Annotated in this window: 14 protein-coding genes; 5 read left to right on the forward strand and 9 right to left on the reverse strand. The window is 71.6% G+C overall.

Annotated features, from left to right (window positions below):
• Positions 1–16 precede the first annotated feature (16 nt).
• Positions 17–328 (forward strand): hypothetical protein, encoded by a 312-nt coding sequence (locus ACFPIH_RS20340; protein WP_381173540.1) that lies wholly within the window; start codon positions 17–19, stop codon positions 326–328.
• Between the two features lie 68 nt (positions 329–396).
• Positions 397–726: a hypothetical protein gene (locus ACFPIH_RS20345; protein WP_381173538.1), complete on the forward strand. Its 330-nt coding sequence runs from the start codon at positions 397–399 to the stop codon at positions 724–726.
• A 55-nt stretch (positions 727–781) separates the two neighbouring features.
• Here ACFPIH_RS20345 and ACFPIH_RS20350 read toward each other — a convergent pair whose 3' ends face one another.
• The 8 genes from ACFPIH_RS20350 to ACFPIH_RS20385 form a co-directional block, all read right to left on the reverse strand.
• Positions 782–5,359 carry an FtsK/SpoIIIE domain-containing protein gene (locus tag ACFPIH_RS20350; protein WP_381173536.1) on the reverse strand — a complete coding sequence of 1,526 codons (4,578 nt, stop codon included), beginning with the start codon at positions 5,357–5,359 and terminating at the stop codon, positions 782–784.
• Positions 5,356–6,612, reverse strand: coding sequence for a hypothetical protein (locus tag ACFPIH_RS20355; protein WP_381173534.1), 1,257 nt, complete (start codon positions 6,610–6,612; stop codon positions 5,356–5,358). Before ACFPIH_RS20355 ends, ACFPIH_RS20350 begins: the two co-directional genes overlap by 4 nt.
• Entirely contained in the window at positions 6,609–7,118 is a 510-nt protein-coding gene (locus ACFPIH_RS20360) for a sigma-70 family RNA polymerase sigma factor (protein WP_381173532.1), read from the reverse strand. Before ACFPIH_RS20360 ends, ACFPIH_RS20355 begins: the two co-directional genes overlap by 4 nt.
• Positions 7,119–7,363: 245 nt before the next feature.
• Positions 7,364–8,419: an aminotransferase class V-fold PLP-dependent enzyme gene (locus tag ACFPIH_RS20365; RefSeq protein ID WP_381173530.1), complete on the reverse strand. Its 1,056-nt coding sequence runs from the start codon at positions 8,417–8,419 to the stop codon at positions 7,364–7,366.
• Positions 8,420–8,515: 96 nt separating this feature from the next.
• Positions 8,516–9,232 (reverse strand): DsbA family oxidoreductase, encoded by a 717-nt coding sequence (locus ACFPIH_RS20370; protein WP_381173528.1) that lies wholly within the window; start codon positions 9,230–9,232, stop codon positions 8,516–8,518.
• A gap of 65 nt (positions 9,233–9,297) precedes the next feature.
• Complete coding sequence (locus tag ACFPIH_RS20375; RefSeq protein ID WP_381173899.1) at positions 9,298–9,774, reverse strand: GNAT family N-acetyltransferase; 477 nt, start codon at positions 9,772–9,774, stop codon at positions 9,298–9,300.
• Between the two features lie 5 nt (positions 9,775–9,779).
• Positions 9,780–10,388: a DUF1349 domain-containing protein gene (locus tag ACFPIH_RS20380; RefSeq protein WP_381173525.1), complete on the reverse strand. Its 609-nt coding sequence runs from the start codon at positions 10,386–10,388 to the stop codon at positions 9,780–9,782.
• A gap of 47 nt (positions 10,389–10,435) precedes the next feature.
• The gene (locus ACFPIH_RS20385; protein WP_381173523.1) at positions 10,436–11,965 is read right to left on the reverse strand and encodes an aldehyde dehydrogenase (NADP(+)); all 1,530 of its coding nucleotides are present in this window, start codon (positions 11,963–11,965) and stop codon (positions 10,436–10,438) included.
• Between the two features lie 121 nt (positions 11,966–12,086).
• Here ACFPIH_RS20385 and ACFPIH_RS20390 point away from each other — a divergent pair, with 121 nt between their 5' ends.
• From ACFPIH_RS20390 to ACFPIH_RS20400, 3 genes are all read left to right on the forward strand, one after another.
• Positions 12,087–12,860: an IclR family transcriptional regulator gene (locus tag ACFPIH_RS20390; RefSeq protein ID WP_381173520.1), complete on the forward strand. Its 774-nt coding sequence runs from the start codon at positions 12,087–12,089 to the stop codon at positions 12,858–12,860.
• 2 nt (positions 12,861–12,862) lie between these two features.
• The gene (locus tag ACFPIH_RS20395; RefSeq protein WP_381173517.1) at positions 12,863–13,333 is read left to right on the forward strand and encodes a GNAT family N-acetyltransferase; all 471 of its coding nucleotides are present in this window, start codon (positions 12,863–12,865) and stop codon (positions 13,331–13,333) included.
• A gap of 85 nt (positions 13,334–13,418) precedes the next feature.
• A complete protein-coding gene (locus tag ACFPIH_RS20400; protein WP_381173514.1) occupies positions 13,419–14,876 on the forward strand; it encodes a peptidoglycan D,D-transpeptidase FtsI family protein in 1,458 nt (485 codons plus the stop codon).
• A gap of 9 nt (positions 14,877–14,885) precedes the next feature.
• Here the strand turns inward: ACFPIH_RS20400 and ACFPIH_RS20405 are convergent, their stop codons facing one another.
• Positions 14,886–16,286: an NCS2 family permease gene (locus tag ACFPIH_RS20405; RefSeq protein ID WP_381173511.1), complete on the reverse strand. Its 1,401-nt coding sequence runs from the start codon at positions 16,284–16,286 to the stop codon at positions 14,886–14,888.
• Between the last annotated feature and the right edge of the window lie 70 nt (positions 16,287–16,356).

Below are 16,356 nucleotides of genomic sequence, written 5' to 3' on the forward strand. Positions count from 1 at the left end.
GAAAGGAACCCTCCCCATGCCAGCCAACATCAGCCTCTCCTACGGCGAGATCGAGCGTGTCGCCAACCTCCTGGACACGAGCGTCGACCACACCCTCGTCCCGCGGATGGACGAGGCCAAGCTCGAAGTGGACAGCCTGCTGGAGACCGCCCTGGTCCTCACCGAGTCCAGCCCCGCCCTCCAGGCGCAGTACGAGAAGTTCACCGTCTCGCTGAAGGAGGCCACCGACAGCATCAAGGGCTACGCCGAGCAGTTCCGCAAGATCATGGAGTCGGTGAAGGGGATGGACCACGACATCGCCGAGAAGGTCAACAGCAGCGGCCAGTAGCCCGCTGTCACCGTCACCGTCACCAGCCCCGTAGCCCGAGCAGTCGGCCAACCCCCAGGAGGATCACGATGGCAGCAGGAAATCCCGATGTCCTTTTCGATTACGACGAGATCGCCCGGGCCGCCACGACCATGGGCAACAAGCTCACCGACATCTCCAACGAACTGACCGACCTGGAGACCACGGTGAGCGGTCTGCTCCACGACGGCCTCGTCTTCGAGAAGGCCAGCCCCGCGCTCAAGGACGCCTACGACTCCTTCAGCAAGCAGATGAAGTCCTCGGCCAGCAACATCGGGGAGTACGGCAAGAGCTTCCAGGACATCGGCGACTCGATCGCCCAGTCCGACCAGGACATCGCCAACGAGGTCATCAAGGCCCAGAACGAGGCGAACGCCTGACGTGGGATCAGCAGGAGGGGGTGGGCCGCTCGGCCCACCCCCTTGCTTCGTCCGCTCAGCCGTCCAGCACCGTGAGCGGTACCTGGACCGCGATCGGGGTGCCCGCCTCGCTCGCCGTCCAGGCGCGGCCGGGGGCCAGCGGGGTACGGACCTGTTCGGAGGAGATCCGCACCCCGATGAGGTCGCCCTCCCCGATCGACTTCGGCCCGAGCAGGATGCCGCGCCGCGAGCGGCGGGCCATGCCGACCCAGCCGAGGGAGCTCATCGACTCGGGCAGCCCGGCCAGGAGCAGGCCCTGTCGGCGGTCGCGCCCCGAGGTGGCGACCTGCCGGAGCACTTTGTCGGCCCCGCAGGAAAGGAGCAGGTCCGCGTCGTCCACGACGACGACCACCGGCTGCCCCGCGACCGCGCTCAGGGCCTGGGTGACCGAGTCCGCCGAGGGGTCGTGGTCGCTGATGACCTGGGCGAGGTCGTGCGCGGCGAGCTGCCGCAGCTGCGAGTCGCGCGGCGCGAGGACGACGAGTGCCGTGCCGCCGAGGAGCAGGGACACGCACATCGAGGCGAGCGTGGTGCTGCGCCCCGAGCGCGGGGGGCCGGCGACCACGAAGGAGCCGCCGCCGGCCGCGAAGTCGAAGCCGAGGGGTTCGGCCGTGTCGCCGCCGATGCCCACCAGGGCCCACAGCGGGCGGCGCTCGGACTCCGGGACGCGGTCCACCGCCTCCTGGAAGCCGATCAGGGAAGGGAGTTCCTCGATACGGAAGGGGCGTCGGACGACCGGGAGCGCGGAGTCGCGTGCAGTCGTGCGGCGGCCGATCTCGGCCAGGGCCTCGCCCTGGTCGGTGCCGTCCTCGGTGGGCAGCAGCGCGATCTGGGCCTCGACGCCGCTGGGGGCGTGCCAGCCGCGGCCGGGCGGGATGTGCGCCGGGACCTTGTTGCGGCCCATTCCGGCGACGTTGTAGTCACTGAGGTCGGCCTGCTTGAGCAGGAACCGGCTGTCGTTGTGGGCGGCGAGGCGGCCGCCCAGCAGGATGCGCTCGGAGGTGGCGATGACATGGATACCGGCCGCCGCGCCCTCCCTCAGCAGGCGTACGACCTCGGAGTACAGCCGGCCTCCGTCGTAGTCGTCGAGCATCGCGCTGAGCGCGTCCCAGCCGTCGATGAGCAGCAGCAGATGGGCCGGGCGGCGGTCCTTCGGGAGCTTGGCGCGCAGTTCGCCGATGCCGGCGGCGCTGTGCTGCGAAACCAGGCGCTGACGGACCGTCAACTCCGCGGTGAGGCGGGCGATCAGCCGCTCCAGGCGTTCCGTGTCGTGCCGTGAGACGACCGCTCCGCAGTGCGGCAGGGACTCCAGGGCGGCGAGACCGCCGCCGGCCGCGTCGATGCCGTAGATGTGCAGGTCGGAGCTGGGGACGACGAGGGCGGCGGAGCCCGCGACGGTCCGCAGGACCTGGGTGCGCCCGGAGCGGGGCGAACCGATGACGTAGAGGTGGCCGAAACTCGCGAAGTCGATGGTGCCGAGCCGCTGCTGCTGGAACTGAGGGACGTCCATGAGGGCGTACGGCACCAGTGGCAGCCCGCCGGGCTCGGGCGGCGGGCAGGGCGGCAGGGACTCCATCGGGACGGTCTCGGCCAGCGGGGGCAACCAGGGGCTGCGCTGCGGCTTGTAGTCGTCGAGGAGTTCGGCGGCCCGGCCGACGGCCTCGACCAGGGCGCTCAGGTCGGTGACGGGCTCCTCGCTGTCGGTGAGGTGCTCGGCGAGGTAGTGCTCATCCTCCGCCTCCGCGGTCAGGTCGGCCGGGCGGCCCAGCCGGTTCCAGGTCAGCTCGACCCCTCGTACGGGACGGGAGGGCGTCACCGAATCGGGGGTGGCGGCTCCGGCACGCTCGGCGCCCACCCAGGCCGTCTGGAACGGGGTGGGGGCGTCGGAGCCGCGCCGGATGAGGGCGCGGCCGGGAGTGGAGGGCGAAATGCTGGCCGCCTCCGGCGCGTTGATGATGTCCTGGCTCTCGGAGCGGTCGGTCACCCGCAGGGCGATCCGGAGGTTGGTGTTGGCCTTGATCTCGTTGCTGACCGAGCCGCCGGGCCGCTGGGTGGCCAGGACGAGGTGCAGCCCGAGCGAGCGGCCGCGCTGGGCAAGGCTGATCAGACCGGGCACGAACTCGGGCAACTCCCTTACAAGAGTGGCGAATTCGTCGATGACCAGAAGCAGGCGGGGCAACGCGGGCAGCCTCGGGTCGCGGGCCCGCTTGGCCCGGTACTCGGGGTGGTCCTTGGCCTCGACGTCGGCCAGTACGCGCTCACGGCGGCGCAGTTCGGCGTCCAGCGAGGCCAGGGCCCTCTGCACCAGATGGCCGTCCAGGTCGGTGATCATGCCGAGGGTGTGCGGGAGTTCGGCGCACTCGCGGAAGGCGCTGCCGCCCTTGTAGTCGACCAGCACGAAGGCCAGCTCGTCGGGCCGGTTGGCGACGGCCAGCGAGGCGATCATGGTCTGCAGCAGCTCGGACTTGCCGGAGCCGGTGGTACCGCCGATCAGCCCGTGCGGCCCGTCCCTGACCAGGTCGAGGCGGAGTTCGCCCTCGTACCCGGCGCCGAGCGTGAACGTGGTGGAGGCGGGGCGGCGGGCCCAACTCGCCGCCAGCGCGGCCGGGTTGGGCGGTTCCTGGCCGAGCAGCGGCAGCAGCCGTACGCCGGAGGGCAGCCCGGAGTCGCTGTCGACCGTGACGTCCCGCACGGGCGCGAGCGCCCGGGCGACCTCCTCGCACCAGTCGGCGCCGACCAGGTCGGCCCTGACGTCCTCGACGGAGGGCACACCGGAGGCCCGTACGGTCAGCCGGTTGCCCTCCGTCGTGATCACGGCGGTGCACTCCTCGGGCAGCAGCCGTTCGCGCTCGTCCACGCACAGGCTGAAGATCCGCACACCGGGCCCGCCGGTCAGGACCTGGACGACGCCGGGCACGTCCCGCAGCCGCCGGGCGCCGTCGAGGACGACGAGCACGTCCGGTTCGCGGAGCAGGGTGTGGCTCAGAGGGGAGGTGGCGGCGGACGTCCGGGCCTGGATGTCGGCGATCAGTTCGTTCACACGGTGGGCGGTGCTCTCCGGGTCGTTGCCGAGCGCGATGACCGAGCCGCGGCGGTCGGGCCGCAGGTGCGGCAGCCAGCGCACCCAGTTCCAGGCGTCCGCGTGCGCGTCGCTGGTGAGGACGACGATCCTCAGGTCCCGGGGACTGTGCAGGACCGCGGCCTGCGCGACGGCCCAGCAGGCCACCGTACGAGGGGTGTCGCCGGGCCCGGACAGGCCCACGACGCCGAAGTCGGCCAGCTCGACGCCGAACGGCACGTCGGCCAGGCGCCAGTGCACCTGGCGGTGGTTGGACTCGCGGGCCTGGTCGTCGATGCGCTTGAGGGACGGGCGGGTGACCGTGCCGAGCCGGAGGGTGAGGTGGTCGGGGTCGCGGCGGCGGCGCTGCCACAGCAGGCTGCCGGGTCCGGTGGCGGTGAGCAGGACTGTGGCCGGGTCGGGGAACGTGATGTTGCGCAACTGCCGTTCCGCCACGGTCGCGTCGCGCATCTCCAGCTCCAGGGAGGCGCGGCGCAGCCGGTAGATGCGCAGCGCCTCCTCCTGCTGCTTGCGCCCGGTGCGGCGGCCCATGATCCAGTTGCTGACCGCCATCATCGGCGTGAAGAAGATGAAGATGATGAAGTAGAAGGAGCGGAACAGGCTCATCATGACGAGGCCCATGACCAGCGGCATCAGCATCATCAGCAGCGGGAACGGCCGTGAGCCGCGTTCGCCGGGCGGGCCCTGCATACGAATCTGCTCGCCGTCCAGGTGCGGGGCGATGCGCGGCGGCCGGTTGTACTCGATGGCCAGACCGTCGGCCGAAGGGTTGACGGCCGCGTCCGGGTCGAACAGCGGGCCGAGCCGCAGCAGCTGGTCGCCGAGCGAGAGGTCGGCGTACACGGGCCAGTCCGCGGAGCCGTCGTCCGGCGGCGGAAGCATGCCGACCGGGGGCAGCGGGGGCTGTTGCGGCAGGCCGTCGGGGCCCGGCGGGGCGGGCTGCGGGGTGTGCCCGCCGGGGCCGCCGTCCTGCGGGCCCGCCGGTTCCTCGGCGGTCAGCGGGGTCCCGGTCTCCGGGTCCACGGGCGGCGGCGGGGTGAGGCTGCGCAGCCCGCAGCGGGCGGGGTCGGCGTCCTCGGGCAGCCGGTAGGTCACCGTGCCGTCCGTGCCGACGGTGATCCACACGCCCTGCTCGGGCGCGCCCCCGCCGTCGAGCCGCAGCGCGCAGCCCCGGTCGGTGCCGGCCTCGTGACTGCCGGGACCCAGCCGCCAGGACCGCCCGGCGCCGGGCCCGCCCACGTGCCTGATCTCCACCAACTCCGGGTCGGAGGACGGCGGTTCCCAGGCGCGGGTGGCGGTACTGGACGGCACGGGGGCGTCCAGGCCGAGCAGGACGCCCTCGCGGATGCCGCTGGCGCCGATGGGCAGATCGGGGCCGAGCAGCCGGTCGCCCAGATACAGCTGCCCCGCCTGCAGGGCGGCGCCGAGGTCGCCGACGGTGGCTCCCTCGGGCAGGTCCAGCAGATGGTCCGCCCGGCGCCCGGCCGGGTCGGCGGTGGTGAGGATCAGGTTCACGTGGGTCCAACCGGGGGCGAGGGGTCAGCTGTGCGTGGGCGTGGTGCCGGGGGCCGGGGCGGGAGCCGGGCGGGATCCGGGCGGGATGCGGCCGCGCGGGAGGCGCCGGGGAGCGGGGCCTCGCCGCTCTCGTGCAGGGACGTGCCGGACGCGTCGGGCGTACTGCGGGACACGCTCGGCGCTTCCGCCGCCTCTTCCTCTTCTTCGAACAGATCCCGCGCGGAACGGCCGGACAGCCCGGTCGAGGCCTCGGCGGCCGGGGCGGGCGGCAGGACGGGCGGGATCGAGGGCAGCACCCTGGCCACGGCAACGCTCAGCGGGCCGCAGCGGGCCAGCAGCGGGGTCCCGGTGACGGCCACCCGGCCGTGCCGGTCGGTCAGCAGTGAGCGGACGTATCCCCGGCCGGGGCCCAGGACCACGGCCCGGACCGCGGGGTCGTCCCCGGGCGGGGCGGCGAACTCGGGGGGCAGCGGGTCCGGCAGTTCGGCCGCGATCAGCACGGGCGCGATGCCGAGCCGGGGCGGGGTCTCCCGGGCGGTCCGGTAGGCGGACCGCACCGGGGGGCCGGGGTAGTCCCGGTGCACGCCCTCGGCGACGACGACCAGCGGACTCGGCAGCCGTACGTCGAGCTGCGCGGCGACCGCCTGGACCAGGGCCGTGGCCGCCCGGTCGTTCCCGGCGACGGAGAGCACGGGCGGGCCGACGGCCAGGTCGAGGAAGGCCGCCGACCGGCCGGCTTCGCCGACGGCGACGATGATCGGGCGGACGTCGGCCGCCTCCGGTGTCACCGAGGGCAGATCCGCCCGGGCCACGAACCAGCGCTCCGGTTCGTCCGGCTCCGTCCACCACGCCCCGTCGGGGTCGGGTTCGGGTGGTCCGGTCCCGGCGAGGAGCACGGCGACCGAGTCGGAGTCCACCAGCGCGGCGTACGGCCGGGCGGGCGCGGCGGCCAACCGGGCTGCGGCCAGGGCCCGTTCGGCGTCCCGCCAGGTCGCGGGGGCGCCCAACTGCCGTACGAGCAGGCGCAGACTGCTCCGGTGGCGGTACCAGGCCCGCGCGGGCGCGGTGAACGCGTCACGGCTGACGGCCACTTCACGGCGCAGCCGTGCCCAGGCCGTGCGCCAGCCGCCCCAGCGCATCGCCCACACGCGCAGCAGCAGGTAGACCAGCAGCAGCGCCCCGGCGATGCCGAGCAGACGGTAGATGGTGTCGCTGTGCTGCCGGAAGAAGACGAAGGGGTCGGTGTTCCTCATGCCGCCTGGATCCGGTCTCTGAGCGCCAACAGTGCGTAGTGATTGCGCGACTTGACCGTGCCCTGCGGGACCCCGATGGTCCTCGCGGCCTCCGCCCGGGTGCGGTCGCGCAGATGGATGTGGAACAGCACCTCGCGGTGCTCGGGCGACAGCGCCGCCAGGGCCAGCCGGACGACCTGGCGGTCGGCGACACCGTCGGCCAGGTCGCCCGCGCTGTCCGGGCGGTGCAGCATGTCGTCCGGGATCACACCGACCGGGACGGCCCGGTCGCGCCGGTGGGCGTCGACGGCGAGGTTGCGGGCGACGCGGTAGAGCCAGGCGATCCGGCGTTCCTCGTCGTGCCGGTCGAGGTCGTCGGCGGTGAGCCAGGCCCTCAGCATCGTCTCCTGCACGATGTCCTCGGCGCGGTGGCGGTCTCCGGAGGTGAGCCGGTACGCATAGCGGAGCAGCCGGGCGCGGTAGCGCTCAGCGGTGGGGGGAGAGCCAGATAATGGGACGTGAGGCATGTTTTGGCTCCAACGACGCTCTCGGTGGGTCGCCATGGGGACGCTGGGCCCACGGCGGGCCACATTGGCACTCCGAGGCTATTTACATTCCGCGGATTTTTCTTGTGCCATCTTCCGCCCAATAAGAACAAATCAGAGCAGAGTCACCTCAGATAAAGCTCAAAGTTAAATAACCAGCCGGTCGCGTAAACCGCGTGAAATCCAGACTCACAGCGTGGCTTCACCCCGGTGGGCACAGCGGCCGTTCAGCCTCCCAGCACGTCCAGCAGACGGTCGACGTCCGCGGGGGTGTTGTAGAGGTGGAACGACGCGCGCAGGTTGCCCGCGCGGTCGGAGACCTCGATACCGGCGGCGCTCAACTCCGGCTGGCGGAAGCCGAGTCCGGGGACCGAGACGATCGCGGAGCCGGGGGCGGGCAGGGGTTCGTGGCCGAGGGTGGCGAGTCCGGTGCGGAAGCGGTCGGCGAGGGCGAGGTTGTGGTCCCGGATGGCCTCCACGCCCAGTTCCTCGACGAGTTGGAGTGAGGCGCGCAGGCCGGCGTAGGTGAAGAGGGCAGGGCTGACGTCGAACCGGCGGGCGGAGTGGGCGAGTTCGGTGACCGGGCCGTAGCAGCTGTCCCAGGGCTTCTCCGCGGCGACCCAGCCGGCCAGCGTCGGGGCGAGTCCGCCGAAGTCCTCGGGGACGACGAGGAAGGCCGCGCCGTGCGGGCCGAGCAGCCACTTGTAGGTGATGGAGACGGTGAAGTCGTAGGCGTCGGCATCGTACGGCAGCCAGCCGACGGCCTGCGAGAAGTCGACGTAGGTGCGCGCGCCGTGGGTGCGGGCCGCCTCACGCAGGGCGGGCAGGTCGGCGATCCGGCCGTCGGCGGACTGGGCGGCGCTGACCGCGACGAGCGCGGTGCCGGGGCGCACCGACTCGGCGAGCCGCTCCAGGGGCACCGCGCGTACCTTGAGGTCGCCGCGTACGTGGAACGGGTTGAGGACGGAGGTGAAGTCGTCCTCGGCGGTGAGGACCTCGGCGCCGGCGGGCAGCGCGGCGGCGATCAGCCCGGTCTGCGCGGCGGCCGAGGGGCCTGCCGCGACCCGCCGGACGGGCACCCCGGCCAGCCGGGCGAAGGCGGCGCGGGCGGTCTCCACGTCCTCGGAGAGGGCGCCCAGCGGCCGGCCCTCGGCCCGCAGCGCCACCGCCTCGTGGAGGGCGGTGACGGCTCGGGCCGGGAGCAGTCCGTTGCTCGCGGTGTTGAGGAAGGTGTTCTTCGGGGCGAACTCGGCACGGACGAGGGTCTCGAAGGTCGTCTCCATGCCTCCACTGTGCGACCGGGAGACGCCGAAGTCCATCACGGATTGTTACACCGTTCCCCTAAGGAATGCTTATACCCCGGCCGCCGCCTGCCGTTCTCAGTTCTGCGGTACCGCGCATCCGTCCGGGCCGCAGGCCTCCGCGCCGCCGTCGTCGATCAGCTTCAGCGGGGAGCGGTCGCCCCACGCCCGGGTGAGCGCCTGCGCGAAGACCTCGGCGGGCTGGGCGCCGGAGACGCCGTAGGCGCGGTCGAGGACGAAGAAGGGGACGCCGTTGGCGCCGAGCTGGGCGGCCTCGCGCTCGTCGGCACGGACGTCGTCGGCGTACGCGGTGGGGTCGGCGAGCACCCTGCGCGCGGCGTCGGCGTCCAGACCGGCCTCGGCGGCCAGCTGCACGAGCCGCTCGTCGCCCTCGCTGAAGACGGACCGCTCCTCGGCGAAGTTCGCCCGGTAGAGGATCTGGACCAGCTCGTCCTGCCTGCCCTGCTCCTTGGCGAAGTGCAGCAGGCGGTGCATGTCGAAGGTGCTGCCGTGGTCGCGGTCGCGGGTGCGGTAGTCGAGGCCCTCGGCGGTGGCCTGCGCGCCCAGGTTCTCCTCGCCGGCCTGTGCCTGCGCCTCGCTCATGCCGTACTTCTTGGTGAGCATCCTGATCACGGGCTGGACGTCGTCCTTGGCGCGCCCCGGGTCGAGCTCGAAGGAGCGGTGCACGACCTCGACCTGGTCGCGGTGCGGAAACGCCTCCAGCGCCTTCTCGAAGCGGGCCTTGCCCACGTAGCACCAGGGGCATGCGATGTCCGACCAGATCTCGACGCGCATCTTCTCGGCTCTCTCTCCAGCTCGTACGTCCCGAATCAGTACGTGAACATTCAACCGGTCGGGTTTCATTCCCCCGGGTGCACGGTGTACCGCAGAAAGAGGTGGTGATCGCCCTCGGCGGGCGGGTTCTCCGGGTCGGGGAACCAGCCCTGGCGGGCGTAGAAGCCCTGGGCCCGCCGGTTGTCGACGTGCACGTCGAGGACGGCGGTACGGCGGCCGTCCGCCCGCCACTGCTCCACGCAGGCGGTGTGCAGGGCCGTACCGACACCCGCCCGCCAGTGGTCGGGGTCGACGTGGAACTGGAACAGCTTGACCGTGTCCGGGCCGGCCCCTTCCGGGGTCCGGAAGGAGGCGAGGCCGACGATCCGGCCCTCCTCCACACCGCACAGCACCTGCCCGTCGGGGCGTTCGATGGCCGTGCGCCAGTTGGCGAGCCAGTCGGTGCCGTCCCGCGGGACGCCGTCCGGGTAGTACGTCGCCCGGGCGCGCGCGTGCAGCGCGACGATCGCCTCGGCCTCGGCGGGCACGACCGTGCGGATCAGCACGTTCAGCTCCCGTCTCTCAGGTCGTCCGGCCAGGTGTCCCGGAACTCGATGTGGTCGTACGTCACCACGCACCCCTCCCCCATCGGCGACTGCGTCATGAAGCCGACGAGGGCGGCGCCGGTCTCCTTCTCGTCGGCCAGGGTGAACAGCCGGACGAAGGTCCAGCGCTTGCCGTCTCGGGAGGCGTGGAAGGCGAAGGCGCGGCCGGTGCGGCTCACCCTCAGCCAGACCGAACTGCCGTCCACGGTGAAGGAGTTGGCGTCGTCGGAGTGCCCCCGGGTGATCACCGTGCAGACGGTGGCCACGTCCGGGGAGTACTCCAGGCACAGCTTGGCCCAGGCACGTTCACCGGTGTGGACGTACAACGCCCCCGCGTCGAAGGCCCAGTTGAAGCCCACGGTGACCCGGGCGATCAGCTGGAAGTCCCCTTCGGGCGCCCCGAGCAGCCGGGGCGCGTCGGCGGCCGGGTCCAGCGCCTCCCCGGTGGGCGGCACGAAACGGTCCTGCCGGGGCCCCGCCCACCCGCTGAGCACACCGTCGTCGTAGGACCAGTGCCCGTCGGGTCCGTAGGTGCGGAGGGCGAAGGGAAGTTCGGGAAGCTCGACGTCCATGCTCAGAGTTTCCCAGGCTCCCCTTCGACTCGTGCCACTCGGGGGGGTCAGCGTTCGAGACGGTTGTCGAAGCGCCGGGGAAGGCCGAGCGGGTTGTCGTCGCGCAGTTCCGGCGGCAGCAGGGCCTCGGGGGTGTTCTGGTAGGCGACGGGCCGCAGCCAGCGCTCGATGGCCGTACCGCCCACGGAGGTGGAGGCCGACGTCGTCGCCGGGTAGGGGCCGCCGTGGTGCTGGGCCGGTGCCACCGCGACACCGGTCGGCCAGCCGTTGACCAGGACCCGGCCCGCCAGCGGGGTCAGTTCGGCGAGGATCTCCCCGCCGCGCCCCTGCCCGGCGGCCTCCTCCTCGGAGAGCTGGACCGTCGCCGTGAGGTTGCCGGGGAGCCGCGACAGGACCGCCCTGACCTCGTCGTCGTCCTCGTAGCGGGCCACCACGGTGACCGGTCCGAAGCACTCCTCCAGGAGCAGGTCGTAGGCGCCCTCCGCGACCAGCCGCGCGGCCGGCACGGTCAGGAAGCCCGCGCTGACGGTGTGCTCGCCGCCCGCGCCGGGCGTCACCGGCGACTCGACGTCGGGCAGCTCGGCCCGCTCGGCGACCCCGGCGACGAAGTTGTCCCGCATGCGGTGGTCGAGCAGCACGCCCGCCTCGGTGTCGCTGACCGCGTCCGTGAGGGACTTGACCAGCCCGTCACCGGCGGCGCCGGACGGTACGAGGACCAGGCCCGGCTTGACGCAGAACTGGCCGACGCCCATGGTCATCGACCCGGCGAGCCCGGTGCCGATGGCCTCCGCGCGCTCGGCGGCGGCCGCCTCGGTCACCACGACGGGGTTCAGGGACCCCAGTTCGCCGTGGAAGGGGATGGGCACCGGCCGGGCAGCCGCCGCGTCGAACAGCGCGCGTCCGCCCCGGATCGAGCCGGTGAAGCCGGCCGCGGCGACGAGCGGGTGCCTGATCAGCTCGACACCCGCCTCGAAGCCGTGCACGAGCCCGAGGACGTCCTCGGGGATGCCGTGCGCAGCGGCGGCCCTCCGCAGCACCTTGGCGACCAGCTCGGAGAGCCCCGGGTGGTCGGGGTGGGACTTGACGACGACCGGGTTGCCGGCCGCCAGCGCGCTCGCGGTGTCACCGCCGGCCACGGAGAAGGCGAAGGGGAAGTTGGACGCCGAGTAGACGGCGACGACGCCCAGCGGCACCTTGTAGCGGCGCAGGTCCGGGACCGGCGGGGTGGCGGCGCTGTCGGGGTGGTTGATCACGACGTCGAGAAAGGCGCCCTCGTCGACGATGCCGGCGAACGCGCGCAGCTGGTAGCAGGTGCGGGCGAGCTCACCGTTCAGCCGGACCGGGCCCAGCGCGGTCTCCGCGTCGGCGACCTCGACGAGCTGCTCCTTGGCCGCCTCGAGGCGGTCGGCGGCGGTGCGCAGGAAGGCCGCCCGGACCGTGCGGTCGGCGAGGGAACCGCGGGCGGCGTGCGCGGCACGGACGACGGTGTCGACCTCCTCGGCCGTGGCCTCCACCGCGACCTGTTCCCGCTGCTTCCCGTTACGGGGGTCGACACTCCAGACTGGTGCTGCTGCCACCGCGGGTCCCTTCACGTGCTGTGAATCAGCTTTGTTCGATATACTGAACGCTGTCTCGGATGGTGAATATGCTGTCGAGACTATAACTTCAGCTTCTCGTCGAACGAAGGGGTCAAGGGCGATGGCAGCTGGCGAAACGGGGGGCGGGGCTCAGGTCAAGTCCGCGGTGCGGACGGTTGAGCTGCTGGAATACTTCGCCGGACGCCCCGGTATGCACTCCCTCGCGGCGGTCCAGGAGGCCGTCGGCTACCCGAAGTCCAGCCTCTACATGCTGCTGCGCACGCTCGTGGAGCTGGGCTGGGTGGAGACGGACGCGACGGGCACGCGGTACGGCATCGGCGTACGGGCGCTGCTGGTCGGCACCTCCTACATCGACGGCGACGAGGTGGTCGCGGCGGCCCGGCCGACCCTGGACCGGCTCTCCGACGACACCACCGAGACCATCCACCTGGCCCGGCTCGACGGCACCAACGTGGTCTACCTCGCCACCCGCCAGTCGCAGCACTATCTGCGTCCCTTCACCCGGGTCGGCCGCCGGCTGCCCGCCCACTCCACGTCCCTCGGCAAGGCGCTGCTGAGCACCTGCACCGACGAGCAGGTCCGCAAGATGCTCCCGGAGACGCTCCCGGCGCTCACCGAGCACACCATCACCGACCGCGAGAAGCTCATCGAGGAACTGCACCAGGTGCGCGAGCAGGGCTTCGCCGTGGACCGCGAGGAGAACACCCTCGGGCTGCGCTGTTTCGGCGTGGCGATCCCGTACCGTACCCCGGCCCGGGACGCGATCAGCTGCTCGGTGCCGGTGGCGCGGCTGACCCCGGCGCACGAACAGCTGGTCAAGGACGCCCTGTTCGACGCGCGGGACCGACTGACACTGGCCACTCGTAGACTCTGAGCATGCTGATCGCCCTGCGCCGCGTCCACGACAGCGACCTCCCGGTGTTCTACCGGCTGCTCAACGACCCCGAGGCACTGCGGATGGCCGCCTTCACCCCGCCGGACCCGGCCGACCGGGCCGCTTTCGACGCCCACTGGACGCGGGTCAGGGCCAGCAGCGCGCTGACGCGCACGATCCTGGCCGACGGCGACGTGGTCGGCCACGCGGCGGTGTACGGGGAGCCCGGCGAGCGCGAGGTGACGTACTGGGTGGACCGCGCCTACTGGGGGCGCGGCGTGGCGACGGCCGCCCTGCGCGCGCTCCTCGCCGAGGTGCCCGAACGGCCGCTGTACGCGCGGGCTTCGGAGGACAACGCCGGTTCGCGGCGGGTCCTGGAGAAGTGCGGGTTCCGGGTCACCGGTCACGACTCGGGCTTCGCCCACGCGCGCGGCGAGGAGATCGCCGAGGTCGTCATGACGCTGAGCGCATGAACGTATCGCCCGGCGCATGAACGTACGATGAGAAAACCGGCGGAAGGGAACGATTCCCTTCCGCCCGTTCGTCTTTCCGATCGCCATGAACAAGACGATCAGGCGCGCGTCGGTCTTCGCGCTGCTGCTGGTGTTCGCCCTGCTGATCCGGGCGACCTGGGTGCAGTTCTACGAGGCCCAGGCGCTCGCGGACGACACGGACAACCGGCGGGGCGCTATCGAGACGTACTCGGAGCCGCTGGGGAACATCATCGTGGCCGGAAAAGCGGTCACCGGCTCCGCGGACACGACGAGCGGCGACCTCAGATACAAGCGCACGTACACGAACGGCAAGCTGTACGCGGCGGTGACGGGCTACGCCTCGCAGAGCTACGCGCCGACGCAGCTGGAGGGCATCTACGCCGGCCTGCTCAACGGCACCGACAGCCGGCTGAAGACCGTGATGGACACGGTCACCGACCAGCGGGCCGACCCGGGCGACGTGATCACGACGATCGACCCGGCCGTGCAGAAGGCCGCCTACGACGCCCTGGGCGACAAGAAGGGCGCGGCCGTCGCCATCGACCCCGGGACCGGCAAGATCCTGGCGGTCGTGTCGACACCGTCGTACGACCCGTCCTCGCTCACCGATGCCAACACGGCCGGTACCGCCTGGAAGCAGCTCAACGCCGACTCGGACAAGCCGCTCGTCAACCGCGCGCTGCGGCAGCCGCTGGCGCCGGGCTCGACGTTCAAGCTGGTGGTGGCGGCAGCCGCGCTGGAGGACGGGCTGTACTCGTCGGTGGACGAGAAGACGGACAGCAAGGACCCGTACACCCTGCCGGGCACCCGCACGGTCCTGGCGAACGAGAACACGTCCGCGCCCTGCGAGAACGCCACGATCCGGGTGGCGCTCCAGTACTCCTGCAACAACGTCTTCGCGCACATGGCGGTCCAGCTCGGGCAGGACAAGCTGAGGGCGACGGCGGAGAAGTTCGGCTTCAACGACGACTCCCTGGACGTGCCGGTGCGGGCGTACGCGAGCGTGTACCCGTCCGACATGAACGAGTCGTCCACCGCCCTCACCGGTATCGGGCAGTTCGACGTGACCGCGACACCGCTGCAGATGGCCATGGTGTCCGCCGCGATAGCCAACGGCGGGGAGATGGTCTCGCCGCACATGGTCTCCCAGATCACCGACAGCGGCGGTGACGTCCTGAAGGACTACGACGACGAGGCGGCCACGACGCGGATCGTCAGCGCCTCCACCGCCGAGCAGTTGCGGTCGGCGATGCAGACGGTCGTCGAGAAGGGCACCGGCACGAACGCGCTCATCGACGGTGTCACCGTGGGCGGCAAGACGGGCACGGCCCAGAACGGCGAGAACAACAGCAAGGCGCCGTACGCCTGGTTCACGTCCTACGGCACGTCGGACTCCACCGGCAAGCAGATCGCCGTCGCGGTGGTCGTCGAGCAGTCGGACGCGGCGCGGTCCGAGGTGAGCGGGAACGGGCTGGCCGCCCCCGTCGCCAAGGCGATGATGGAGGCGGCGCTCAAGAAGTAGACCCTCAGGTCACTTCACACCCAGGATCTGCTCGATCGGGTCGATCGCGAAGTACACGAGGAACAGCGCCGACGTCGCCCACAGCAGCCAGTGGATCTCCTTGGCCTTGCCGAGGACGGTCTTGATGAGGACGTAGGCGACGAAGCCCGCGCCGATGCCGTTGGTGATCGAGTAGGTGAAGGGCATCACGGCGATGGTGAGGAACGCCGGGATGGCGATCTCGTACCTGTCCCAGTCGATGGTCTTGACCTGCGTCATCATCAGGAAGCCGACGGTGACCAGGGCGGGGGCCGCCGCCGGGAGCGGGACGATGGTCAGGACCGGGGTCAGGAACAGGGCGAGGGCGAACATCCCGCCGGTGACGAGGTTGGAGAAGCCGGTGCGGGAGCCCTCGCCGACGCCGGCCGCGGACTCGATGTAGGCGGTCGCGGAGGACGCGGAGGCCGCGCCGCCGGCGACCGCCGCCGCGCCGTCGATCAGCAGCACGCGGCCCAGGTTGGGGACCTTGCCCTCCTCGTCGAGGAGCCCGGCCTCCGCGCTGATGCCGACGACCGTGCCCATGGTGTCGAAGAAGTCGGACAGCAGAAGCGTGAAGACCAGCAGGACGACGGTGACGGCGCTGATCTCGCCGAACGCGCCGAACAGGCTGAAGTGTCCGATCAGCCCGAAGTCGGGGGTGTCGACGATCTTGTCGGGCCAGGACGGCGTGGTCAGGCCCCAGGACTTGATGTCGGCGACCGAGTTGATCACGATCGCGAGCACGGTCATGGACACGATACTGATCAGGATGGCGCCCTTGACCTTGCGCGCCAGCAGTCCGACGGTCAGCAGCACGCCGAGGCAGAACACCAGGACCGGCCAGCCGGAGAGGGTGCCGGTGCCGCCGAGCTGGACCGGGACGGTGGTGTTCGCGGCGTCGGGGATCCGGCTGACGAAACCGGCGTCGACGAAGCCGATGAACGCGATGAACAGGCCGATGCCGACGCTGATCGCCTGCTTCAGCCCCTGCGGGATGGCGTGCATGACGGCCTCACGGAGACCGGTCACCACGAGCACGCAGATCAGCAGGCCTTCGAGGACGATCAGGCCCATCGCGTCGTCCCAGCTCATCAGCGGGGCGATCTGGAAGGCGACCACCGCGTTGAGGCCGAGGCCCGCGGCGAGGGCGAGGGGCAGGTTGCCGCCGACGCCCATGATGATCGTCATCACCGCGGCCACCAGGGCGGTGGCGGTGGTGAGTTGGACGGCATCGAGGGAGTGACCGAACTTGTCCTTCGCACTGCCGAGGATGATCGGGTTCAGTACAAGAATGTAGGCCATCGTGAAGAACGTGGCGAAGCCGCCGCGTATCTCGCGGCCGAAGGTGGACCCCCGTTCGGAGATCTTGAAGAACCGGTCGACAACGTCCACGTGCTGCTCCTTGCTGCCTGAATGATCGTGTGCGGATGCTGGCTGGATTGTTGCTGCCTTGAACCATGCT

Origin of the sequence: Streptomyces vulcanius (assembly GCF_042653945.1) — a bacterium.
Classification (GTDB): Bacteria; Actinomycetota; Actinomycetes; order Streptomycetales; family Streptomycetaceae; genus Streptomyces; species Streptomyces mangrovi.